The organism is Enterococcus sp. AZ048 (assembly GCF_051715125.1).
GTDB lineage: Bacteria > Bacillota > Bacilli > Lactobacillales > Enterococcaceae > Enterococcus_A > Enterococcus_A gilvus.
In genome coordinates this window covers 23,815-48,351 of record NZ_JBIOTD010000003.1, presented here as the reverse complement: position 1 = coordinate 48,351, position 24,537 = coordinate 23,815, and the positions used below count along the sequence as shown (strand labels likewise).

The 24,537-nt window shown below is 36.9% G+C and carries 26 protein-coding genes; 4 read left to right on the top strand and 22 right to left on the bottom strand.

Translation table 11 applies throughout. The features are described from left to right. Positions 1 to 172: 172 nt before the first annotated feature. From IGI66_RS18665 to IGI66_RS18600, 14 genes are all read right to left on the bottom strand, one after another. On the bottom strand, positions 173 to 331 hold the full coding sequence (locus IGI66_RS18665) for a hypothetical protein (protein ID WP_438849915.1): 159 nt from the start codon (positions 329 to 331) through the stop codon (positions 173 to 175). A 207-nt stretch (positions 332 to 538) separates the two neighbouring features. Continuing rightward, entirely contained in the window at positions 539 to 994 is a 456-nt protein-coding gene (locus tag IGI66_RS18660) for a hypothetical protein (RefSeq protein ID WP_438849914.1), read from the bottom strand. Positions 995 to 1,521: 527 nt separating this feature from the next. Continuing rightward, on the bottom strand, positions 1,522 to 2,229 hold the full coding sequence (locus IGI66_RS18655; protein ID WP_010743169.1) for a TVP38/TMEM64 family protein: 708 nt from the start codon (positions 2,227 to 2,229) through the stop codon (positions 1,522 to 1,524). Beyond that, positions 2,226 to 3,161, bottom strand: coding sequence for a sulfurtransferase (locus tag IGI66_RS18650; protein WP_090408121.1), 936 nt, complete (start codon positions 3,159 to 3,161; stop codon positions 2,226 to 2,228). Before IGI66_RS18650 ends, IGI66_RS18655 begins: the two co-directional genes overlap by 4 nt. A 525-nt stretch (positions 3,162 to 3,686) precedes the next feature. After that, entirely contained in the window at positions 3,687 to 4,103 is a 417-nt protein-coding gene (gene arsC, locus IGI66_RS18645; RefSeq protein WP_090408118.1) for an arsenate reductase (thioredoxin), read from the bottom strand. 2 nt (positions 4,104 to 4,105) lie between these two features. Then, entirely contained in the window at positions 4,106 to 5,188 is a 1,083-nt protein-coding gene (gene arsB, locus IGI66_RS18640) for an ACR3 family arsenite efflux transporter (RefSeq protein WP_438849913.1), read from the bottom strand. Positions 5,189 to 5,248: 60 nt separating this feature from the next. After that, complete coding sequence (arsA, locus tag IGI66_RS18635) at positions 5,249 to 6,973, bottom strand: arsenical pump-driving ATPase (RefSeq protein ID WP_438849912.1); 1,725 nt, start codon at positions 6,971 to 6,973, stop codon at positions 5,249 to 5,251. 36 nt (positions 6,974 to 7,009) lie between these two features. Continuing rightward, entirely contained in the window at positions 7,010 to 7,387 is a 378-nt protein-coding gene (arsD, locus tag IGI66_RS18630; RefSeq protein ID WP_071862931.1) for an arsenite efflux transporter metallochaperone ArsD, read from the bottom strand. Further along, complete coding sequence (locus IGI66_RS18625; protein WP_071862930.1) at positions 7,365 to 7,712, bottom strand: ArsR/SmtB family transcription factor; 348 nt, start codon at positions 7,710 to 7,712, stop codon at positions 7,365 to 7,367. The genes arsD and IGI66_RS18625 overlap by 23 nt, the downstream gene beginning before the upstream one ends. Before the next feature lie 306 nt (positions 7,713 to 8,018). Beyond that, a complete protein-coding gene (locus IGI66_RS18620) occupies positions 8,019 to 9,356 on the bottom strand; it encodes a TrkH family potassium uptake protein (protein WP_316408168.1) in 1,338 nt (445 codons plus the stop codon). A 242-nt stretch (positions 9,357 to 9,598) separates the two neighbouring features. Then, positions 9,599 to 10,744 carry a cation:proton antiporter gene (locus IGI66_RS18615; protein WP_438849911.1) on the bottom strand — a complete coding sequence of 382 codons (1,146 nt, stop codon included), beginning with the start codon at positions 10,742 to 10,744 and terminating at the stop codon, positions 9,599 to 9,601. 160 nt (positions 10,745 to 10,904) lie between these two features. After that, on the bottom strand, positions 10,905 to 13,658 hold the full coding sequence (locus IGI66_RS18610; RefSeq protein ID WP_316408169.1) for a cation-translocating P-type ATPase: 2,754 nt from the start codon (positions 13,656 to 13,658) through the stop codon (positions 10,905 to 10,907). A gap of 274 nt (positions 13,659 to 13,932) precedes the next feature. Further along, complete coding sequence (locus IGI66_RS18605) at positions 13,933 to 14,655, bottom strand: ADP-ribosyltransferase (RefSeq protein WP_438849910.1); 723 nt, start codon at positions 14,653 to 14,655, stop codon at positions 13,933 to 13,935. A 58-nt stretch (positions 14,656 to 14,713) separates the two neighbouring features. Beyond that, positions 14,714 to 14,944 carry a hypothetical protein gene (locus IGI66_RS18600; RefSeq protein WP_438849909.1) on the bottom strand — a complete coding sequence of 77 codons (231 nt, stop codon included), beginning with the start codon at positions 14,942 to 14,944 and terminating at the stop codon, positions 14,714 to 14,716. 102 nt (positions 14,945 to 15,046) lie between these two features. Here IGI66_RS18600 and IGI66_RS18595 point away from each other — a divergent pair, with 102 nt between their 5' ends. The 3 genes from IGI66_RS18595 to IGI66_RS18585 are packed head-to-tail and all read left to right on the top strand — an operon-like array spanning position 15,047 to position 17,094. Further along, entirely contained in the window at positions 15,047 to 16,423 is a 1,377-nt protein-coding gene (locus tag IGI66_RS18595; protein WP_438849908.1) for a Y-family DNA polymerase, read from the top strand. Further along, entirely contained in the window at positions 16,407 to 16,913 is a 507-nt protein-coding gene (locus tag IGI66_RS18590) for a hypothetical protein (RefSeq protein ID WP_438849907.1), read from the top strand. Before IGI66_RS18595 ends, IGI66_RS18590 begins: the two co-directional genes overlap by 17 nt. Continuing rightward, complete coding sequence (locus IGI66_RS18585; RefSeq protein ID WP_438849906.1) at positions 16,906 to 17,094, top strand: hypothetical protein; 189 nt, start codon at positions 16,906 to 16,908, stop codon at positions 17,092 to 17,094. Before IGI66_RS18590 ends, IGI66_RS18585 begins: the two co-directional genes overlap by 8 nt. A 46-nt stretch (positions 17,095 to 17,140) precedes the next feature. Here the strand turns inward: IGI66_RS18585 and IGI66_RS18580 are convergent, their stop codons facing one another. From IGI66_RS18580 to IGI66_RS18570, 3 genes are all read right to left on the bottom strand, one after another. Further along, positions 17,141 to 17,359 (bottom strand): hypothetical protein, encoded by a 219-nt coding sequence (locus tag IGI66_RS18580; protein WP_431381128.1) that lies wholly within the window; start codon positions 17,357 to 17,359, stop codon positions 17,141 to 17,143. Positions 17,360 to 17,739: 380 nt separating this feature from the next. After that, a complete protein-coding gene (locus IGI66_RS18575) occupies positions 17,740 to 18,216 on the bottom strand; it encodes a hypothetical protein (protein WP_438849905.1) in 477 nt (158 codons plus the stop codon). Positions 18,217 to 18,254: 38 nt separating this feature from the next. Further along, positions 18,255 to 18,698: a hypothetical protein gene (locus tag IGI66_RS18570; RefSeq protein WP_438849904.1), complete on the bottom strand. Its 444-nt coding sequence runs from the start codon at positions 18,696 to 18,698 to the stop codon at positions 18,255 to 18,257. Between the two features lie 214 nt (positions 18,699 to 18,912). Between IGI66_RS18570 and IGI66_RS18565 the strand changes: the two genes are divergently transcribed. Further along, positions 18,913 to 19,593 (top strand): IS6-like element IS1216 family transposase, encoded by a 681-nt coding sequence (locus IGI66_RS18565; RefSeq protein WP_438849903.1) that lies wholly within the window; start codon positions 18,913 to 18,915, stop codon positions 19,591 to 19,593. 163 nt (positions 19,594 to 19,756) lie between these two features. On the opposite strand, the gene IGI66_RS18560 is transcribed toward IGI66_RS18565, so the two are convergent. The 5 genes from IGI66_RS18560 to IGI66_RS18540 all read right to left on the bottom strand — a co-directional run bounded on the left by IGI66_RS18560 (position 19,757) and on the right by IGI66_RS18540 (position 24,471). After that, positions 19,757 to 21,661, bottom strand: coding sequence for a heavy metal translocating P-type ATPase (locus IGI66_RS18560; RefSeq protein WP_438849902.1), 1,905 nt, complete (start codon positions 21,659 to 21,661; stop codon positions 19,757 to 19,759). A 319-nt stretch (positions 21,662 to 21,980) separates the two neighbouring features. Next, positions 21,981 to 22,214, bottom strand: coding sequence for a heavy-metal-associated domain-containing protein (locus IGI66_RS18555; RefSeq protein WP_003125439.1), 234 nt, complete (start codon positions 22,212 to 22,214; stop codon positions 21,981 to 21,983). A 146-nt stretch (positions 22,215 to 22,360) separates the two neighbouring features. Next, positions 22,361 to 23,215 (bottom strand): prolipoprotein diacylglyceryl transferase, encoded by an 855-nt coding sequence (gene lgt, locus IGI66_RS18550; RefSeq protein ID WP_438849901.1) that lies wholly within the window; start codon positions 23,213 to 23,215, stop codon positions 22,361 to 22,363. Continuing rightward, positions 23,200 to 23,538 (bottom strand): hypothetical protein, encoded by a 339-nt coding sequence (locus IGI66_RS18545; protein ID WP_114526126.1) that lies wholly within the window; start codon positions 23,536 to 23,538, stop codon positions 23,200 to 23,202. The genes lgt and IGI66_RS18545 overlap by 16 nt, the downstream gene beginning before the upstream one ends. Before the next feature lie 228 nt (positions 23,539 to 23,766). Continuing rightward, positions 23,767 to 24,471, bottom strand: coding sequence for a Crp/Fnr family transcriptional regulator (locus IGI66_RS18540; RefSeq protein WP_114526125.1), 705 nt, complete (start codon positions 24,469 to 24,471; stop codon positions 23,767 to 23,769). Between the last annotated feature and the right edge of the window lie 66 nt (positions 24,472 to 24,537).

Here is a 24,537-nt window from a genome sequence, read left to right as displayed (position 1 = left end):
GCAACTGCTCCTTTATTGGAGTAAAGCTATAATGTGAAGACGCAGTTTTTTTGATAAGAACACTTTTAGTGACGCATCCTAACGATTGAGTTCAGAAACAGTAGTATCTCTTGGTTGGCGGATTCAATACTTATAACGTTAGTCATAAAAACTCCTTTCACCATTTGTATTTTTAAGTATTTAAAATAACTTTTCCGATCGAAAGGCTCGCTGGTTTAAAGACTTTAGGTTCTTTCGTCCGCTGATCGATGCCAATAATTGGCTCCTTTCGATGCTGACCTGTTAGATCAGTGACGATTCTATTGGCTTCTACTTCAGAGATTCGCTTCATTTTCTCGGTGCTCATTGTAAACGCGTAATCGCTGTCGGTGCTTTCATTCGAGAGTATCTCTAGTAAATCATCCTTTTCTCGTCCTAAAATTAATACGGTTGCGTTTTTCTGACGTTTTACATCTAAATCAATTATTTTTGCATAAAGAATCTCTTTTCGCTAGAGACCAGTACGGAGTAAATACGTATTATTTCATTTGCGATATTACTATTTCCCTTTACTAACGAAACTACGTTGACAATCACGAAGCCTATCATATTCTTTTTCTATCGTCGCTGGATATACGGCTGCTGGAAAATACCCGTTTCTTTCGATCAATATGGTTTCAATTTTGTGAATCGTTCTTTTCGCTAACTTCAGATTGTCTTTATCTAATTGATCGATTTCAGTTGGTTTGTGATGCGCTTTTTCTTTTAGCTTTCTGCTCGTCCCTCGAGCCAAGTCGAGATACTTCAGTAATTCGATTGTCTTACATTTCAATAAATCTTTCGTTGTGACATATTGGAAGAAAAAAGGATCATTGGATAGTTCCGGTAGTTGAACCAATTCACGCCGTGACTTAATGACTTCTGACTCTTCATAATACAAATCACACTCTTTACAGTAATAGCCGCTTAACCCATCCATTATCAACTTTAAATTGCAGTATTTACACCGATACATTCCTGTGTCCTCCTTTATTTCCCTTAGTCGCGGTCTTGTCTTTTGCCATTCATTCGGCCAATCATGTTGTTTAGTTCTTATATGCGTTCTGAATTTATTTCCCTTTTTAGTGCTTTATAAATAGACGGTACTCCATCGGCCGCCTGTTCCAATTACTTGTTGTTCGGTGGGCCGAGAAAGAGTTATTGTAGATCTAATTTGGCCGCCACACCTAGTAAGTCGCTCACTACTACCAATTTATCGTAGGGGTAAATGGTATAAGTGACCATTATAAAACTATTCTTAGTGGCTCTTTCCTTCACTTGAGATTTCTCCTGAATGTGACATAACCAACAGTGGGTCAGTAGTATGTTGCGGTCAAAACGCAAGAAATAAAAAGCGACAAAAGGAAAAATAAAGTTTCCTTAGAGCCGCAAGGGATAGATTCATTTTGTCCAATGTAACACAATCGGTTTGTGTTACATTCGATAGAGTATCAAAAAGAGATAAAGAAGTTGGATATTCTTTCTCTCTAATATTTTCAAAACTTATTTAGCAGATTCTTTTTTTATTCTTTCACCATAGATTTGTTTAATTACATAAATTGCTATAAACAAAGCAAACATACTCAGTAAGCCAAACATAATTTTTTGACTATTACCTGTTAAATTACTTCCAACATACGAGTAGACAATAGTTGCTGGCAACTGCCCCAATCCTGTAGCAATTAGAAAGGGGATAGGTTTGATCGCTGTTAGTCCAGCAGCATAACTGATGAAATCAAATGAGATAAAGGGCAACAATCGGCAAACAAGTATCGTGTGTTCTCCATAACGATCAAAATATTCATCTAATTTCTGCAATGAAAAATTTTTATTTAGTTTCTCGACAAAATCTCTTCCAGCAATTCGAGCAATGTAGAAGCACAGTAACGCCCCAGCCATTGCGCTGCTCCAGGAAAGGATTGCACCTTGCCACCAGCCAAATATCGCTGCGTTTGCGAACGTAATCAGAAATGCTGGCAGAGGAGCTATGACGGATTGAAACATCATTAGTAGAAATGAAATCAGAATTGCCCATGCACCAAATGATTTAATATAACCAATGATACTCTCCACACTCATAGATCGGAACAGCATTAATACCTGAGTAAGCTTTGATTTAATAGCTGGAACATATAGGAAACACACGATACCTATCACTATCAATAAGACTAGAATAATTCTAGCTACTTGTTTTTTACTCAGTTTTTTCATTGTTTCTCTACATCTTCTACTTTAGCCCAACGATAAAATGAGCCATCATAATTCTTAACATTTTTAAATCCGCACATATCCATGACCAATTGTGTATAAGCAGAACGGATACCCGCAGTACAGTAAGTGACAATTTTATCATCTTTCGATAATCCAGCATCTTCAAAAAGTTTAGTTAATTGGTCATTGCTTTTAAGTGTGCCATTTTTATTGAATAGATCAGTATATTTCACGTGAATCGCGCCAGGAAGGTGCCCACCTTTTGCTTCACCATATAATACTTCACCATCGTATTCTTTATCCTCACGAACATCTACGACTTTGTAATCATCGTAATCCGCCTTAAGTTCATCTGTTTTGATCATATGATCTTGATTAATTGAGTCGATCTCAACATCGACAGGTTTTAGTTCTGTACCGCCTTTATTCGTTTTAACTCCGGCATCTTTAAGTGCAGAGAAGCCTCCATCAACCATTTTTACATCTTTATATCCAGCAGCAAGAAGCTCCCATGCAATCCGACCATCATCTCCCCAGCCTTCTTGAGCAGAAGCAAATAATACAACCTCTTTCTCCTTTGCAATTCCTTTCTCACCTAGATGTTCAGCCAGCTTTTTAGGCTCTAATACTAATCCCCAATTCTCATCACCAGAAGCACCATTCTCCACATCCGATAGATATTGCCATGTCATCGGAACAGCTTCTTTCACAGTCCCTTTTTTAGCCGCATCTTCACCGCGTGCATCGATTAAGATAATATCATCTAAATGGTCCTTCACATAATCTGCATCGACAATGTAGTCTCCTTTGAAGCGAACTTCTTCCTTCTTAGATGATTCTTGTCCTGAGTCATCTGTCGCATTATTTGAGTTCCCACAACCAGCGATCCCTAGACTTAACGCGATTAAAGACACTGCTAACAATTTTTTCATTATAATCCTCCTGATATGGTGATTTGAGTATTCAAATCAGCCAAGAATTTTTTCTAATCCAATATGACAAAGAAGCAAATGAAAAACAGTTCCTTCCCAAATAGAAGACACCCCATATAATCTTGCACGCAAAAAAGAAACATACCAAGTAGTATGCTTCTCCAAACTTATCTTCTGAAAGTGATTTTTTTCACATTAATAAAGAAGATAAAAGTGGAGGAATGCATTCATTTACTCTCTTAGAGCCTCTAAGTTTCTTAGACACTCATAGTCATAGATGCAATACAGACATTCCTCTCACCTCCAACTAAATACCACAATGGTAGTCTTCAGTTAAAAGTATATTAAAACGTTTACCACTTTACAATACTATCTAGGTAGTTATCTATTTATACATAATCAATCGAATCTATGCATTGTCTTCTCATAATCTTGTATTGAACAGAGATATGGTGTAACAATAATTTGTAAGTGATATTCTTCAGTAATTTTTTCCTTATATAATTTGAATCATGATATCTAGATTTAATCATGCTGACTATTGATTTCAAGAATCTTTTTCTTAATTATATCTCTGGTTTTCCTAAATTCAGAAAGAATATCCTGATCACTTCCTATTGCTTGTGCAGGATCTTGTAAATTCCAATGATCATGAACAACTCCTTTAGGAATGGTAGGGCACTTATCTTTTGCGTCTCCACAAAGAGTAATGATCAAATCTGCATTCTTAAAATAATCCATGTCTATTAGATCAGACGTTTGATTAGAAATATCCACGCCATCTTCCGCCATTACTTTTACAGCTCTAGGATTTAATCCATGGGTTTCAATACCTGCACTTCTGACTTCGAAAGCTGATTTGGGTAGAATACTATGAGCATAACCTTCAGCCATCTGGCTGCGGCAGGAGTTCCCTGTACACAAAAAGTATAGTTTTTTCATTGCTATTCCCCTCCAATATGTGTTAAATTTGCTGGGCTTTGCATAAACCATTTTTTGGTATTGTTAGACACTTTAACTAAGAGTAACATCACAGGAACTTCAACTAAAACGCCAACGACAGTAGCTAAGGTAGCACCTGATTGTAATCCAAATAAGGAAATGGAGACTGCAACAGCCAGTTCAAAAAAATTACTTGCACCTATCATACCCGCTGGTGACGCTAAATCATGAGGTAATTTCCAAAGTTTTGACCAAGTATAAGCAATCGTAAAAATTAGTAATGTTTGAATTGTTAAAGGTACAGCAATCAACAGAATATGAAGAGGGTTAGCAAGGATTTTTTCCCCTTGGAAAGAAAAAATGATCACCAGTGTAAAGAGTAATCCTATGATCGTTACAGAATCAAATTTCTTTAAAAAGACATTCTCAAAGTAGTCCAAACCTTTATTTTTAATAATTAAGATCCGCGTAATAACGCCCAAAAGTAAGGGTACTACAACAAAAAGTATAGTTGATAATACTAATGTAGCCATCGGTACCACAACGTTATCTACACCTAATAAAAGGGCAACGATTGGTGCGAATAACACGAGAATGATTAGATCATTTACTGCAACTTGAACAAGCGTATACGCTGCATCTCCTTTAGTTAAATGGCTCCAAACAAAAACCATTGCCGTACATGGAGCTGCGCCAAGTATAACAGCGCCGGCTACATATTCTTTGGCCAAGTCTAATGGAATCCAACTCTTAAATACAACATAAAAGAAAAAGGCTGCAATACCATACATAGTAAAAGGTTTAATCAGCCAGTTAGTAACACAAGTAACGATCAGACCTTTCGGTTTTTTTGACACGTTTACGATACTTCCAAAATCAATTTTTAACATCATAGGAAAGATCATTAACCAAATTAAAATGGCTGTTGGAATAGAAACATTATAATACTCAAATTGACTTAGTGTGTCCGGTACTATCGGTAGAAACTTTCCAATTAAAATGCCAAGTACCATACAAATTATTACCCAAAGAGTTAGATATTTTTCAAAGATTCCCAATCCTTGTTGATTTTCATTTTTTTTCATTTGAATCCTCCATCATTAAGAAATCAATACATAGATGTACATCTATGTATTGGCAAAAAATTATACCCCTAAAGGGCTAAAGTTCGGTTGCCATTCTTCAACAGCAAATTTTCCTTTTGATAGTTCAGATACTTTTTCTATCCATTCTAATTCATTGAACGAACGTGCTTTTAATACTTTATTTTGTGTATCAGCCGCAAACATACTTTGATTTACTAACCACCAGGTATGAGCGATTTTTGCACGATCCAAATCTTCATCTAAACGCATCGTTTCATAGACTGGTGTCGTTTCTGGTAATGTGACCATAAGCACTTCAGTTTCTTCTTCATTTTGAAGCCGAGGTAACAATTTTTGAATGGAAACAGGAACTTCTCCGGAACTTCTTTCTACTTCTTTTGCATAGCTTTGAGTAGAATCCAGTAAAAGTAATGTATGACCTGTTGGGGCTGTATCGATCACAACAATTTCATTTTCTGATTTGTCTACAATATCCGCAAATGCCCGGAAAACAGCAATTTCTTGCGTACAAGGAGATCGAAGATCTTCTTCAACATAAGCGACATCATCTGCATTCATTGTTTCACGAGCCTTTGAAAGAACTTCCTCTTTGTATGTTTCTAATTCCTTTTCCTCATCGATATGACTGATTGAGATGGGTAAATCACTAGAAATAAATAAGTTTAAATGATCAGCAGGATCAGTTGTAGCTAAATGAACTTTTTTTCCAGATTGCGCTAATTTTTCAGCAATTTTTATTGCAACGGTTGTTTTTCCTACACCGCCTTTCCCCATCGTAAAAATAATTTTCTTATTTGTTCGGATGAACTCATTAACTATTGAATCTAAATTAGGAAAATCAACGCTTTCTTGTTCCTGTTCTACGATAGTAGGCTGTTGATTGTTCAATAAAATTTGAAGCTTATCTACCCCAGTGACATTGTAAGGTCGGAGAGGAATGTAGTATGCTTCAAATTTAGTTAATGGTTTAGGCATGTTGTTCAAGTCACTTTGTTGTTCAGAGTGTATTTCCTCTGAAATAGCATCATCATACACTTCTAGCAAACCATTGACGACTAATTTTTGGTTCTCAATTCCTAATTTTAATAATTCTTCAGACGCTCGCTCTGATTCAACTAAAGGTGCTTTTTGTGGTCGAGTAACTAAGATTAACGTTGTCTGTTTTTCATCAGCCAAAGTTCCTACTGCTTTTTCATACATATTTTTCTTGTCACCTAAACCTGATAATTGACCTAAACAAGAAACGCCAGTAGTATTTTCGTCAAGAAAATTATTCCAGGCAGAGGGTAGCTGTAACATTCTTAGTGTATGGCCTGTTGGAGCCGTATCAAAAATGACATAGTCAAATTCTTCTGCAACTTCTTTATCAGTTAGAAAGTTTGCGAACTCATTGAATGCTGCAATCTCTACTGTACATGACCCTGACAATTGCTCTTCCATATTTACAAGGGCACTATCAGGAAGTATGCCACGGTATGGCCCAACAACACTCTCCTTGTAATCTTCAGCAGCCGTGATCGGATCAAAATTAGCTACCATTAAGTTATTGATTCCATTTATTGGAGTAGGTTTATTAGTCAACGTTGTCTGAAAGACGTCTTGTAGATTTGAGGCCGGATCTGTACTAACCAGCATTACTTTATTTCCATCTTGTGCTAAAGAAGTGGCTGTCGCACAAGCGGTAGTTGTTTTCCCTACGCCACCTTTACCAGTGAAAAATAGATATTTAGTTAAGCCCATCTTTTGGGGCATATATTGTAACATTTATTCTCCTCCTTACTTAAACTAGAAAAGAGGCTGTTAACAACAGCCTTCGCTTCCATCATTTCCTCCACAGCATCCACCAGAGTTATTAACCGGCTGAGCAACAAAGTGAATCGCACCATATTTTCCAAATTCTTCTAACGTAGGATAAGATCCTTCTTTGACAATTTCTCCGTCTAGCAATGTAACTGGTAAAATATCATTTCCTTTTTCTTGTAACAACTTTAAAATCGTGGAGTTATTAACAAAAGCATCTGGATCACTTGTAAGATTATGACGTGAAGCTTCTACTGAATCTATTCCCTCAAATGTCTCAAAAACTGAAGTCACCATGAGTAATTCTTCGTCTACAGAAGGTCCACACACTCCTGTTGAGCAACACATTGCTGGTTCAAATAGTTCCAATTTTTTCATCTTCTTTTTCTCCTTTACAATTACAGTTTGATGTATCACAAATGCAATTCTCTTCATTAGAAAATAATTGCATCATTGAACCCATAAATTGATCTACAAAGCTATCTGTCAATTGATATCTGTGCCATGTTCCATCTTTGGTAACAAGCACAATACCAACTTTTTCTAATACTTTCATATGGTGTGAAAGGGTCGGTTGAGTAAAATCAAAATGATCTAAAATATCGCATGCGCATAAGCTGCCACAAGACAATATATCAATGATTTTTAACCGTTTTGGATCAGCAAGTGCTTTAAGCATTACTGACATTTCATCATAGTTCATACTTAATCCTCCTAAACATAGACGCTTATCTATGCATTAATATAGATGAATATCTATAAATCGTCAATCGTTTCTGTATTTTTTATGCTTGATGAATAATCAATAGAACCAAAAAAGCATTAACATCGATAATTTTCTTTATCAATGTTAATGCTTCATATTGGTATATCGATCTAATAGATTTAATTCATCAAATGTAACACAATCAGATTATGTTACATTCGTTGATGTCTATCTTTAGGATATTTTCTGCATACATTTTTAATCATTGTTTTACCTCTATTCAATATTAAATAGGGGAGCTCATCAACCCAACATGATTATTTCCTCGGGATATTTTATTTTTGCCTCTTGTTCATTGCTCTTATTGTTTAAAGAGGCTATAACAGTCAAGCTTCCTACTCTTCCGATAAACATTAAGAAAATAATAACGAGTTTACCTACTATAGTTAGCGTAGGCGTTATACCTGCGGAAAGACCTACGGTGCCTAATGCGGATATTACCTCAAAAGTTATCGTAATTAAATTCGACTGCTCGGATACTTCAGTAATAGATAATATGAAAATACTAGCAGTACATATGATTAAAGATAGCGCAAATAAGGTCATAGCTTTTGAAATGGTTGCTTCATTTATTGATCGATAAAATATATCCGTTCTTTCTTTCCCTTTAAAAACACTAAAAACTTTTAGCATTAAGATAGAAAACGTCGTTGTTTTTAATCCACCTGCTGTTGATCCAGATGTTCCCCCAATAAACATTAAAACCATCGTAATCATTAATTCGTACTGTTTAATTGTTCCGTAATTTAAAGTGAAGAAACCCGCTGTTCTTGGGGTTATCGCTAGGAAAAAAATATTTGAAATATTATTGATAATGGAGCCTTGATATTCAATAGTCCTAGAAAAGAATGTACATCCTATTAGGATTAGCATGATTGTTGTTGCTAAAGCTAATTTACTTTGTAAACTCAGTCTCTTTCTTCTTATTTGAAGAAGATCAATCCAAACGATAAAACCTAACCCACCAAAAACTATAAGGAGACTAATTGTCAATAAAACAATTGGCATTTCAGTAAATGAAATCAGACTATTCCCAAACAAATCAAAACCAGCATTACAAAAAGCGGATATAGCATGGAAAATGCCAAACCAAATTCCTTGGGGTATTCCATATTTAGGAATAAATTGAGAAGATAAAATTGTAGCTCCTATAAATTGGATGAGAAAAGAAATTTTGAGGATTGATAAGGCTAACTTAAATTCACCAGACTTGGTTTCTAAATTCATTGAGTCCCTTAATAAAATTCGGGTACTAAAATTGATTCTTTTGCGTCGAATAGAAAAAAACAGTACAGGGATAGACATGAAACCTATTCCCCCAATTTCAATCAAAAATAAAATAACTATTTGACCGAACGCATTGAATTGGTTGTGAATAGCAAGAGGAGATAACCCAGTAACGCAAGTAGCGGATGTTGCAATAAAAAATGAATCTATCCAACTAATGTTTTGTCCGTATTTAGAACTTAGAGGAAGTTTTAATAAAACAGTTCCTATAACAATGATACAGGTAAAAATCATCGTAATTGTTCTAGCTGTAGAATTTTTTTTTCTGATTCTCTTTTTTTTATTAGTTCTCATTATTATCCTTCATGTTTAAGAAACTAGGTACATCTAAATATTAATACAAGTATTTTTCACTTATCTACTTTCTATGAAGTATGATTAATACTTATGAAAAGCGTACCATATTTCTGATCAGTTTTGGAGTTAAAAAACACAAAATATCTAGGTAAAAAAGCAATATACTCCTATAATAAGATTAAGAATAAAGTTTCTGCAATCATATTATAGGAGTATATTATCACTACACATAGTTAACTTTAGTAGAGTTTTTTTGTGAAATGCTTTAATAAAAATGGGGAGCATAGTGTTGTAAACAGGATTACCAATATAAAAGCAGAATAATACTCTTTGCTAACTAAATGAGCTTGAACACCCAATTGAACAATGATTAAAGCCATTTCTCCTCGGGAGATCATCCCAGAGCCAACCATCAAACTACTATGATTATTGAATCCTGCTAGTTTCCCTCCGAAGTATCCTCCGAACAATTTTGAAATAATCGCTAAAAGGGTCAAAAACAGGATTAATATCAGTTGCTTTCCAATTCCTGTAAAAGTAACTTCTAAGCCAATACTCACAAAGAAGACAGGAATAAAAACAGCATAACCTATCGCTTCAATATTATATTGAACTTCTTTCCACACCTTTGTTTGCCCAATAGCAACACCTGCAAAAAAAGACCCTATAACAGAACTTAATCCAATAAGATTGGCTAAATAGGACATGCTCAAACACAAAATAAGAGAAACAATAATTACTGAAGATTCAGCTAACAATTTGTTACTTAATCGCATTAGATAAGGCGCGCCCCAACGAATGAATAAATAGATTCCTATAAAGAAGAATACTTGTTCAACTAGCATAATCCCTAGTGTTTGATTGTTATCTCCTGATGCTCCTAAAAAAGACATGCTTAGACTGACAATTAAAACTACTAATATATCATCAACCACAGAAGCTCCTAAGATTGTAGATCCCTCTTTTGTATTAACAACATTTAATTCTTTCAATACTTCTACTGAAATACTAACAGACGTAGCTGCTAAAATCAGACCTAAGTAAAAAGATTCGTTTAACGCAATATGGGAAAAACTACCACCTAATGTTCCTAATATGACCGGAAACAAGATACCTAAAACAGCTACATACATTCCTGGACGAAAATATTTTCGCAGTAAAGAAAGATCACTTTCTAACCCCGCTAGAAACATTAAAAGTATAACTCCGATTTCGGAAAAATCTTCTACTAAAATATCTGGATGAACTATTTTTAATCCGGCGTTACCTAACAAAATGCCCACTAATAACTGTCCGATAACAGCAGGAATGCCCAACCGCCTTGAAAAGTGCCCCGCTATAGTAGTGCTGACTAAGATCAGACATAAAACCCCTATGAACTCCATTATTTTTCATCCTCTTTCTTCTTAAAGTACTCATACTTATTTAGGATATATGATTTAGAATAGGAAATAAAATGTTGTGATTGATCGACTTTTAACCTCAAAAAGGAATGCTTTGTAGTTGCCACTTTTATTTATATTGTAATTTTAGTAAAATCTTTGTTCACCATATCTTAATATTAAATAGTTCCTTAATTCCGGACAATATTAGTGTTGGTAATGCAGGAATAAATAAGACTAGTAGATATATAGGAGTGCTTAAAGGCGCGGTCCCCATAACAATATTAAAAAATGGAATTATCGTAACTAAAAATGATGAAATCGCTGCAAAAGATACGGCCAAAATCAAACGTTTATTGCTGAAAGGGTTCCTTCTAAATAAAGTTTTTGAACTTCTTGCATCAAAGACATGCCAAAGTTGACCATAAACAAGAGTTAAGAAGGCCACTGTTTGCGCTTCATTACTAGACAAACCAGATTTGGCAGCAAGCCAAAATCCTAAAAACACCATCAGTCCCATTACTGTTCCTCGTATTAGTACTCTAGACCATGTATAATTAGCCAAAATTGATTCGTTCAAATTACGTGGATGATCTTTCATGATATCAGATTCAGCAATATCATATCCTAAGGAAAACGAAGGGACTGCATCACTAACCATGTTAACCCATAGTACCATTAGAGCTGTTAATGTCGGAGTTGCTCCTGAAACATTATCGATTGTATTAGTAAAGAAGAATAACCCGATAAGCAGGGATAAAACTTCAGCAACATTTGTTGTTAGCTCATGGCGCATAAAGTTTTTTATATTCCCATAAATAGTACGCCCGCTATGGACTGACTTTTCAATTGTAGTAAATTTATCATCTAATAGAATCAAGTCAGCAGAATCTTTCGTAACTTCTGTCCCAGCAATCCCCATAGCAATCCCAATATCAGCTGCACGAAGCGCTGGTGCATCGTTCACGCCATCTCCTGTCATTGCAACAACTTGGTTGTGAGCTTGTAATTGTTTAACAATTCTTTGCTTGTGCTCTGGGGAAACCCGAGCATAGACATTGGTTAATCTAACTATTTTAAATAGATCTTCATCAGTCATGTTTTCTAATTCTATTCCTTTAATTACTGGAGCATTTTTATCAATAACGATCCCTAACTCGTAGGCAATCGCACGGGCAGTTTTTTCGTGATCACCTGTAATCATTACAACTTCAATATTCGCTTCATGAAGCGTTTTTATTGATTCTTTCACTTCTTCTCTAGCTGGATCTATAATCCCCGCCACACCACTAAGGATTAAATTCTGCTCTAATTCTGTAACGTCGGCATTCATAGCTTCTTCTTTAGTTAAAGTTCGATGTGCTACCGCTAAAGTACGTAATGCTTGATCAGCATACTTTTCAATATTATTATTAAATGCTTGTTTAGCTTCTTCCGAATAATCAATAATAGTATCTACTAATACTCCCTTACTGTTTGTTAACAAAATATCTGGGGCACCTTTTGTATATAATTTGTATCCTTCTTCGTTTTTGACAATAATACTCATCATTTTACGACTACTTGTGAATGGCAATGTACGAATGACCGAATACTCTTCAATTAGATCTGATTTTTTGATTCCTGCCTTTTGCCCTAATACCGTTAAAGCAACTTCTGTTGGATTTCCCAAAGGTTTAAACTCTCCCTCGATTTCTCTAACAATTGAATCGTTGCACAAAATAGCACCATATAAGAATTCCTCTGTCTTAGTTATTGGCTGATCTATTTTACTTCTAATTGTTCCAATAGGTGAATACCCTGTTCCGCTAACCTCATAGTCGTTGCCATTCGCTGTAAATTTTATTACAGTCATTTCATTTTTAGTCAGCGTCCCTGTTTTATCAGAACAAACATAGGACATGCTACCTAATGTTTCAACACTATTTAAAGATTTAACCAGACCTTTATTTTTAGCCATTTTAGCAGCCCCTATTGTTAATACAATAGATAAAACCGCTGGTAAAGCATCAGGTATAGAGGCAACTGCAAGTGCAATCGATGTCGATAATACAGAAGAAATCGCTGTAATGTTAAATTCTCCAGCACGAATTATCCCTACAATAAAGGTTAATACGACTATACCGCCTGAAATCATCATAAGAATTCGTGTCAACTGATTTACAGTACTTTGCAACGGAGATTTTTTTGATTCGACAGATTGAATCATGTGTACAATATTTCCTAATTCTGTGTTTTCTCCAACTCCAACTACAATACCTAACCCTTGACCATTTGTAACTGTTGAACCCGAAAATCCCATATTTGTCTGATCTGCGGGTTCAACTGTCTCTTCAATAACGTCCGTCATTTTCAATATCGCATCCGTCTCACCAGTCAAATGTGATTCGACTACTTGTAATTCTTCAGAAACTATCCAGCGTACGTCAGCCTCTACAAAATCCCCTACTTGAACCCTAACAATATCGCCTACGACTAAGTCGTTTGCCAATATTTTCCCCCACTTTGAATCTCGTAGAACAGTAGTTTGTCGATTATTCATTTCTTTTAAAGCATCTAAACTTTTTCTAGCACTAATTTCCTGCCAAAACCCTAGACATGCATTAATTAAAATCAAAAACAAAATCGCAATTGCCTCGTAAAGTGCCTCAACTCCATGATGCTTATCGCCTTGTATTTGAAAAGCATAATACGAGCTTAGAAAAGAGAGGGCGACCGCGCCCAATAAAACAATAACGATGGGTTCTTTAAAACTTTTTAGAAAAACTTTCAAATATGAATCTTCAGTTTCCTCAGGGAGCTTATTTTCTCCATACAGTTCTCGGTGATTTAACACTTGCTCTTTAGTTAATCCACGATTTGATTGAACAGAAAACTCATTTAAAATTGACTCTTTCTTTTTTTTATAATAGTTCAAAAAATTGTCCTCCTATTTTTACAAAAAAAAAGCGCAAACTTAAAGACCCTTCCTCACCCTTGGAAGACTTGTCTTGAAGCATACGCTCAACCTTTTAGTTATTCTATTAATCTAATTAATATACCATTTTCTAGAAAAACTTTCAACTAATATGGTATTCAGTGTTTTTATTGTTCAATAAATCATTTGCCTTTATTCTCTTTAAAACCATAAGGATAGACGTCTTTTTTCTAAAAAAATACAATCCGTTTGTGTTACATTCACTTTTATAAATTTATGAAAAAAAGGGACTAATTGAATCAGTAATGTTTCTTAACCTCATAGGATAAACCATTCGATTCTCCCGTTCATACGGATAATCTATCAAAAACATTTGTGCATTCCGTAAAATTAGAAGCTCGTATTCATAACGTTCACATCCTTGAATTAAATTTACATAAGCTCCAACTGTGTGTTTATCTACATGAAGTTCCAAAACATTTTCATAGTTGAAAAATTCTTTATCCTTAGGATCAAATAGTAACCTACAGCTCATGAACCCGTTATCTGTGTAGTGACGACCAGCTTTATTTTCTTTCAAGACTGCTTTAATAACTATATCGGGTACATAGCGATACACCACTACATTTTCAGGAATTCTAGGAGCAAACAGCAACAAGGTAACTAATGCGTCATTATAGTTAGACTGATCGATAAAGATTCGAGATGTCTTTCTCAAATACCCATTTAGCTTTAACGATCCATAACCACAATAGTTTCTGATAGGATCATGCGTCCAAAAGTTCTCCATATAATTGATTAAATCATTCGTATTTCCGGGTCCATAAATATCTTCGTATTTTCTAGACCAATCACTATAATATTTTCTTGCCCATTTAATTGCCATGTCAATTGAAGTAAAGTGTTTGTATTTTGATTGATCACAAGGATCATACCTTTTCCCGTAAGGCTTTTTATGCATAGCAGCAAAAATCAAATTATCAAGAATAATTAGCACCTCGAATCCTTATTTTTTAACAGGTAGCCTTTTTAGTTTCTGTGTAAACATTAAGCAATTACATATACTTCTCAACAAACATCTTTACTACTGCTTCAAATTCATCCTCAGTAAGATTTTCATAGTATCCGCCCTTAAAATAAGACAATCCCATGGTTAATGCTTGTATTGGTGTAAATTGTACAGACTTTAACTGATTTTTCATTGATTTGAATGCGGCGGATTGCTCTTCATTCATATAATCACCTTCCAAAATAGTTTTTGTTACCATCATATCAACAAAACGCATACATGAAAATCCTTAGTTAATTCTGATTGACTTTTTTGTAGTACCATGATTAAATCTAACCGAACGCATGTTCGTTTCATTCTTATTTAGGAGGTGCTTATCATGGATTGGAATGATAATCCAAAATTCATTTATGAAAAAGAACCTAGCCTCGATATTTTGTGTATCGACTGTAAAAGTTTTTATTCTTCAGTAGAATGCGTTGAGCGTGGTCTTAATCCTCTCACAACAAAGTTGGTGGTTATGAGCTATCCTTCAGACAATCCAGAAGAGAGGGGAAGTGGCTTGATTCTGGCATCGTCACCGGCTGCAAAGAAGGAATACGGCATTTCTAACGTGTCGCGTGCCAGAGATCTCCCTTTTCCTTATCCCGATGATTTGATCATTGCAGCACCTAGAATGTCTTACTACATGAAAAAGAATATGGAAATAAACAATGTTTACCGAAAGTATGCTGACGAAAACAATCATTCTGTGTTTTCCGTGGACGAATCATTTCTTGATGTCACCGACTCGTTGAAATTATATGGCTGCCAAACAGCGGACGAACTTGCTCGTCTTATTCAAATTGACGTCTGCCAAACAACAGGAATCTACACGACTGTCGGGATAGGCGACAACTGTTGGCTGGCGAAAGCAGCTCTTGATCTCTATAGTAAAGCAAGCCGCAATATGCGTGCGGAAATTCGCTATGAAGATGTTCCAGAAAAGCTCTGGACAATCACCGATTTGACAGAATTTTGTGGCATAGCCAAGCGGACAAAAAAGCGTCTGCAACAAATGGGTATTCGAACAGCTTATGAGTTTGCTCACGCGGATTATTGGCGCTTGAAGACACAACTAGGTGTGATTGGTACGGAACTTTATGCAAAAGCCTGGGGCATCGATCGTAGCTTCATTGGTCAGAAATACACGCCTAAATCTAAATCTATAGGAAACAGCCAGGTATTGAATAGAGACTATACACGACGAGACGAAATCGAGGTGGTTATTAAAGAAATGGCCGACCAAGTAGGTACTCGTTTGCGTCGATCAGGAGCCAAAACGGCCTGCGTCTCTCTTTGGGTCGGCTATTCCATGGGGTACATAGACTATCAAAATCCGGATAAAAGAGGATTCCATCAACAAATCAAGATTCCTCTAACGAATTCCAGTAAGGAGATTGCGGAAGCGCTGCTGATTGTCTTCGCCAGGCATTATCGAAGACAAGACGTGCGAAATATCGGTGTGAACTGCTCGAAACTCACCTTTACAAACACGCTGCAATTGAATCTTTTTCAGGAACCAGAGGAGCAAATCAACGACTTTAAAATCGATTTTATTGTCGATACGATCCGAAAGAAATACGGGTTTAAATCCATCGTGCATGCGCATAGCTATATGCCTGGATCAAGGGCAATAGAACGTTCGACCTTAGTCGGAGGGCATGCCGGCGGGATGTCTGGAATCGAGAGTGAGTCAAATGGTACACCGAACTAAAAAAGAATTCAAAGACTACAACGACTTTCACGATCGACCCTTCGGGCTAAAGTGGGGAACCGCGTACGCCCTCGATGATCTCATGAAAGGTGTTCGTGCCAATGAAGAATATGCGTTAAAAAGCAATGACGCACGTCCGCAAATGACACGAGAGCGCATTGATGCGGTTTTGTCAGAATCTTTTCTTAGTAATAGGGAAGTAATTGTACAACTTAACTTGCTAGATGAATTTGGCCGCCTTTTGGATGAGTTATCCGGTTATTTCAAAGGGGAGGCCTACCAAGATTACTTTGTTTTTAACGATCAAATAATCTACTGGGAAGACGTGCGACACGTAGTAATCAATGAAACAAGCAAATGGTTTGAGACAGATATGTTTGCGGAAGACAAACAACGCATCGAGAATCACCAGGCTTCAGCGGAAATCGAAATGGAAAAAGACGAGTTCTATCAAGCTTTTTATGATGAAGAAGGTGAGACTGATGGATGATATGACGTTAATCAAACTGTACGAATTGCACTATATTGATCGTGCCTTCTTTTTAGAACAGATCCTCGGTTGCGGCCAACGTACGGTAGCAGAAGAAGGGATCGAGCGCTTCTGCTTCTACATTGAGCGAGCAGCAGAGCGTATCCACTATGATTACTTCGTGATTCCGTATCAGGAATAATTAAAAGCAGCAATCCCCTTGACGATGGGGATTGCTGCTTTTTTGTTTACTTTTCTTTTGTCAGTATATTATTTGAGTTTCTCCCATTCCATGTAAATAGGCTGACTGAAGAAATATAGTTGACCTTTCGAGTTTCAACTTCATAGAGCTTTTTCTTCGCATCCTCTTCACTCTTCGCTTCGATCACAAGTGACTGCCGCAGATCTGAATTAAGTACTTTATTTGGTTCCTCTTGAATACTGTAGTGGACAATGAATTCTGTCATATTCTTGTTCCTCCTCTGTCTCTTCCGTTTGATGACTTTTTCTAAAAGCATTAATCTTGCTGTGATAGCTTATCCTTGATATATTCCACATATACCTAGCGGAAACTGGGTTCCCATATATGTCCGTTACCAGTCGTTATTGTGGCTGGTAATTTTTTTTGATAAACTATCTTTGAGTTGATACATTAAAAATGTATTCCAATCAGCTCACTGACCGTTGGAATAAATCCAGCGGTCTTTTTGTATTCAATTGCCCCAGCATGCGGAACTTTACTATAAAAATGGTGCATCAAACAGCATTCTAAGCTCATTTCAAAACTCTGAACGAGTAAGTTTATAGATAAAATCGCTCTATTTGCTTGAGATTTCCATCTATGTAGCTACTCTTTAGATTTTAGCGGATAAAATATTGTGTAACGCATTCCTGAAGCAATAAACGTAACAATCAACGTCCAAACGATACTCCAAATCAAACTGAGTTCGAATCCCTGGGTCATGGTCAGATATGCCAGGTAGCCAACGAGTAAAACACCAGCAACTTGAAATACATATATACCTTTGATGTGGACATATTTTGCTAGTAAATAGTAACCACCAAGAATTAGAACTATGAAGCCCACTCGAAAGGCGACATGCAACGGTAATATATGCTCATGACTAAATTTGAATAAAGGATAATACACTTGAAAAGGACTAAATTGTTCCGCTCCTTGTGAGGGGTCAATTCCAATTAACCAAGGTTTCGGAAATAGAATCCCGAATATAAAACCCAAGAATATACTGACCTCTGGAAAAGCGAATAAATACAAATTAATCTTGATTATTATTATTCCAAAAAAAACCAACAACCCAATCATTCCCCAACACTTCCTTTCTTTATTTCAAGATAAATCATCTACCTAACCATTTCATAGGTAAACATTGTTCCTTCTTTAAGAATAACTCGGCACTTTATAGGATTCTTTTGATACTTATCAAATGTCACTTTAAAGGAAGAGTCTCCTAATTCTGAATGGATTAATCGTATTATTAATTCCTGGGCTTCAGACTCTGAATGAACCGTTTGATCAAATGTAACGATCGTTCTGTTCCAGTGCCTTTTAACTAGCCATGAACCCTGATTTGCTTCGATCTCCGATTGCTTCATCAAATACTCCATACCCTCTCGAGTAATGATAAACGTTTTTTTTGTTCCCATGCCAATGGCAGCAGTAGATCCTTCAAGAAACTTATGCGGGTATTTTGCATACTGCTGTGTAACATAGGTTCTTTCTTTCCGCCACCTAACACTTGCTTCTGGAAACGACATAAGATCCAAATCATCTAAATTTATATCCACTATCTAACCTCCTCGTACATCATTTATGGTATAAATTCATTATACATCATCTATTGTTTTTGTTACATAGACAAAATCATTTGCTTTCAGAATGAGCTCTCATTGATAATAATACGAAAAAAACACAACATAAAAATAAGGGTTCTGTTGCAAAGTTTTAAATCTACTATCAAATAAGGTAGAATAATAGAAAAAGATAGCAGGAGGAATGACGATGAATCATTTTAAAGGAAAGCAATTTCAGCAGGATGTGATTATTGTAGCCGTGGGCTACTATCTTCGTTATAACCTTAGCTATCGTGAAGTTCGAGAAATCTTATATGATCGTGGCATTAACGTTTCTCATACGACGATTTATCGTTGGGTGCAAGAATATGGCAAACTACTCTATCAAATTTGGAAAAAGAAAAATAAAAAATCCTTTTATTCATGGAAAATGGATGAAACGTACATCGAAATTAAAGGAAAATGGCATTATTTGTATCGAGCCATCGATGCAGATGGTTTAACCTTGGATATTTGGTTACGTAAAAAACGGGACACACAAGCAGCCTATGCTTTTCTTAAGCGGTTAGTGAAGCAGTTTGATGAACCGAAGGTTGTAGTCACAGATAAAGCCCACTCTATTACAAGTGCCTTTAAGAAACTAAAAGAATACGGCTTTTATCAAGGGACAGAACATCGTACCATTAAATACCTGAATAATTTGATTGAACAAGACCATCGTCCAGTAAAGAGACGCAATAAATTCTATCGAAGTTTACGCACTGCCTCTACCACGATTAAAGGCATGGAAGCCATCCGAGGATTATATAAGAAAACCCGAAAAGAAGGCACTCTCTTCGGGTTTTCGGTCTGTACTGAAATCAAGATATTATTGGGAATCCCAGCTTAAATCATAGATACCGTAAGGGATTTTATTCTTTATTTAAAACTTTGCAACAGAACCTTTTTTTTCAAGAACTCAAAAAAGCGGAAAATCCCAGATTTAAAAATCTGAGTTTCCGCTTTTGTCATTTCAAGGATGGACTATTGTCTCAGCCTCTTCTAATTTATTCTTAAGATATTTTTACTTTCTCTGCAGGTGCTGATACTTCTTTTTGTTCTTTTCGACCTTTCAACTTATACTTCATTAATCTCATGCCATTGAAAATTACCACCAAGATACTACCTTCATGAACCAACATTCCGATAGACATATTCATCCATTCGCTGAAGAAGACGCTGGTCAACAAGACCAACACTACTCCAATTGAAATCACGATATTTTGTTTCATATTATTTGCGGTGGCTTTTACTAATCCTAATGCGTGAGGCAAGTTGCTGAAGTTCGAGTTCATTAAAACGACATCGGATGTTTCAATCGCTACGTCCGTTCCGCTTCCCATTGCGATTCCAATGTCTGCTAAAGCTAAGGACGGACTATCGTTAACGCCATCTCCAACAAAGGCTACAATTTGACCACGTTGTTGAAGTTTTCCGATATAAGCCGATTTGTCTTCCGGCAACATGTGGCCGTGAGCTTCGGTCAAACCAAGTTCGCCGGCGACCACATCAACGGTTCCTTGGTTATCTCCTGAAAGAACGACTAGATTTTTCACGCCCAAGTCTTTTAATTCCTGCAAATTAGCTTTCACACCCGGACGGACTTGATCGCGAATGCCCATCAGTACTTTTAATTCACCGTCGACCGCTGTCAAAACGAGAGAGTTCCCTTGTTGTTCAAACCGTTTGACATCTTTTTGCACTTTTTTGCTGAGAGTGACATTTTCTTTTTCCATCAAGGCCACATTCCCAACAGCCACTCTATGTCCAGCTACACTTGAAACGATTCCGCCGCCTTTCACGACTTCAGTTCCTTCAACAGGATAAAAATTTGTTTCTCCAATTTGATTTAAGACCGCTTTTGCTAATGGATGATCTGATTCCCGTTCCACACTGGCCAGATAGCCAAGCGTTTCAGCAGAATCTTTTTCATACAGTTCAGTCGCTGCAACGGTTGGGTTTCCGACAGTTAAAGTACCTGTCTTATCAAATACAATTGTATCCACATTGCTGAAGTCTTGAATGACTTCACTCCCTTTTAAAAGAACACCGTTACGAGCACCATTCCCGATACCGGCAACGTTTGAGACAGGCACTCCGATAACTAATGCGCCTGGGCAACCTAGAACCAAGATGGTGATTGCTAACTCAATATTTTGACTGAACGCCCATACAACAATTGCCAGAACCAAGACAGCTGGTGTGTAGTATTTAGAAAAGCGATCAATGAACCGTTCCGCTTCGGATTTAGAATCTTGTGCTTCTTCCACGAGTTCAATAATTTTTCCAAATGTGGTGTCCTCACCAACTCGGTCAGCTCTGATTTGAATCGTTCCGTTTTCTAAAATGGTTCCTGCAAAAACTTCTGCATCAGCTAGCTTGTTGACCGGAACAGCTTCCCCTGTAATGCTAGCTTCATTGATATGCCCTTCGCCCGTAAGGACTGTGCCATCCACTGGAACTTTCGCACCCGTTTTAACGAGCAAGATATCCCCTTCATCTACATCATCCACTTCTACTTCTTCAAATTCGCCATTATCCATTTGTTTCAAGGCGCTTTCGGGTGCCATTTCAGTCAATTCTTTGATAGCAGATCGCGTTTGGTTCAATGTTCGTTGTTCCAAGTAGTGTCCGAATAAGAATAAGAACGTGACAATAGCCGATTCTTCATAATTTTGAATAAAAAGCGCACCAATCGCTGCAATACTGACTAAGACATCAATACTGATGACTTTGACTTTCATTGCTTGAAGCGCTTGAATGGCAATTGGCGTAATCCCAAAGACAGAGGCGATGATCAAAGACCACTCTGAAAGTCCTACGTTTTCTAAAACAAAGTGACTGAAGAAACCGAGTGCGATTAACAATCCACTGATGACGGTGATAACATTTTTCTTGCTTAATATATATTGTTGCATGCTTTTTCCCTCCAAATTTAATTTCTCTTTTATTGATAAACACAGTATAAGATAATTGCCTAAGTAATTAATTGACTGACATCAAGTTTTGAAAAAATACGTGTCCCTTCTCACTATTTTTTTGATCTAACAGCCTCAATGACACTTATTCCTCTTTACAGTTATAACGATACCCTCTTTTTATCGAATAAAAATTTACGGCTATCAAGTTTAGAAAGTTCTCTTTTATCGTTTCTAAGCACCTCGAATCGGATTGCAACAAAAAAGCAATCCCGGAAAAATAGCTTTTCTTCCAGAATTGCCTAGTTCATTTAATCTGTTAAGCGGCCTTGACTTTTGCTTTAAGGACCGGATAGCCTACGTTTTCGATAGCTTTTTGAATCTCTTCAATCGAAGTGACAGCTGAATCAAAATTGGTTTTGACTTTGCTGGAGTTGAATAATACTTTAATGCTGTCTTTATCAATACCGTTAACTGATTTCAAGGCACCTTCAATTTTTTGCATACAACTTGGACAAGACAACGTTTCTAATTGCAATATAGCTTTTTCCATAATTCCTATCTCCTTTATGTGTTTTTATTTTATCCGCAGCAGATTAATGAACACTGCCTTTTCCTCTTTACAACTGTAGTATAGCTCACTTTTAGCAAACGAAAATTGACGCATATCAAGTTTTGCACTTCTTTTTATCTTTTTGCTCAATTCACCATCTTAATAGTCTTTTTCTGCCCCCTATTGCCATCAGAATAATAAGAAATTGGTGGATAGTCTTGTCTGCGTATAAACCATACTACAATCGCGCCAATAAACAGGGCCAGAGACAAGGCTTGCGAAACGCGGATCCACTCGCCAATCCATAAACTGTCCGTTCGCATACCTTCAATGAAGAACCGACCCACTGAGTACCACAAAACGTAACTCAAAGCGACTTCTCCTTGACGCAAAAGCTGTTTTCGGTTCCGTATAGTGACGATGAGGACAAAGCCCAACAAACTCCACAATGACTCGTATAAAAAAGTCGGATGGTAGTAGGTACCATTGATATTCATTTGTTCAATGATAAATTCAGGTAAATAAAGATTTTCCAAGAATTGACGAGTAACCGGTCCACCATGAGCTTCCTGATTCATAAAATTGCCCCAACGACCAATGGACTGGGCTAACAATACATTGGGCGCTAAAATATCAAGAACGAGTGCCAAAGAAGTACCTTTTTTCTTTGCATACCAATATAGCGTACCCCCTCCTGCAATCAATCCCCCATAAATCGCAATGCCGCCATTCCAAATCGCAAGGATTTGTCCTGGATTTTGCAGATAATAACCAAGTTCAAATAACACATAATAAAGCCGAGCGCCGAGGAGTCCAATCGGAATTGCCCATAAGGCCATATCGATAATGGTATCCTCTTCCAGTCCTTTTTTCTTTGCTTCCTTGGTGCTCAACTGGAGAGCCGCTAATATGCCCGCTGCAATAATGACTCCATACCAATGAATCACAATAGAACCAATCTCCACCGCATGGGGATTCAAAACGCCTAATACGAATTCCATTCTATTTGCTCCATTTCTTCAATTTTTCGCGTCATTCTAGTCATGGTGATGCTGAACAAGATTCCGGCTAAGCTCCATGGAAACCAAACAGTGAATACACTTTTATCTCCCTGGTCACTCGCTTCGTAATACGCCACTTTTCCGTGTCCGATTACGCCGGCTCCTTTTACAACTTCCTCTTCTTTTTCCATAGCTAACCTATCTGCCTCAACAACGTTAGACGTTTTTGCTTCGCCGCCAATCGTGTTGTTGGTGAAAGGGACGACAAAGAATGCACCCGCTGCTGACAACGTGATGGCAACTATCACCCAAAAATAATGCACATTCACCCCTACTTATTTTTACGTTTTGTTCGACAACCCTATCTTAAAGAAAAATAAAACAAAAAAACTTGAGGGTTATCATGTTTGTGCTTTTATTTTTCCAATGAATGAAGGTCGTTCTGTCTTAAAAAAGCCAAAAACGGACAGATGGAAGCAAAAGCACTGAGTTCTGTCCCGTTGTTAATGAAGAGCGACAGAACACCAACGTGTAGAAAAAAGTGTGTCCGATTATTCGCTGTAAAGCAATAAATCATCTAAATCCTGAATCTTGATCCTTTTCCCAGACAGCTGTTGAATCAATCCCTCGTCCTCCAATTCTCCAAATTTGCGACTGATGGTCTCAGGTGTCGTTCCTAAATAGGAAGCAATGTCCTTTTTTTCCATCGGCAGGGTGATGGTGGGAGAGTTGCCCATTTCAGGTTCCACATTTTCTGCCAAAAACAAAACTAAACGGGTAATGACACTCTCCAAGGCTACTTGTGTCGTTTGACGTTCTGAACTTTCTAACCGTTTAGACATTTCCGCCAATAGTTTTAAAGAAATAGCTGGGTATTGTTCCAGAAAATCTTGGACATCTTTTTGCTGAATCATACAGACAACGGTATCTCGGGTTGCTTCGGCATATTCCTCGTGTACTGCATCCGGGTTGAACAAGGTCCATTCTCCGGTGAAATCACCAGGGTTCAAGATCCGCACTAGCTGCTCTTTGCCAGAGTCTGCCAATCGATAAATACGGATTTTCCCACGATTGATAATATATAAAGTATCCTCTTTTTCTTGTGAACGAAACAGAAACTCTCCTTTTTGATACTGTTTCGTGTGGGCTTTTTCAGCAATGTAATTCATCGCGCTATCCTCTAAGTGATTGAATATTGGAACCAAGCGGATACAGGCTGCGTGGTCGCCAATTTCATGATGGATATGTTTAGTCAATTCATTCTCCCCCTTTATTTATTTTGTTTATATTCGCTGCTTTTATTATATAAGTCTCTTACTACA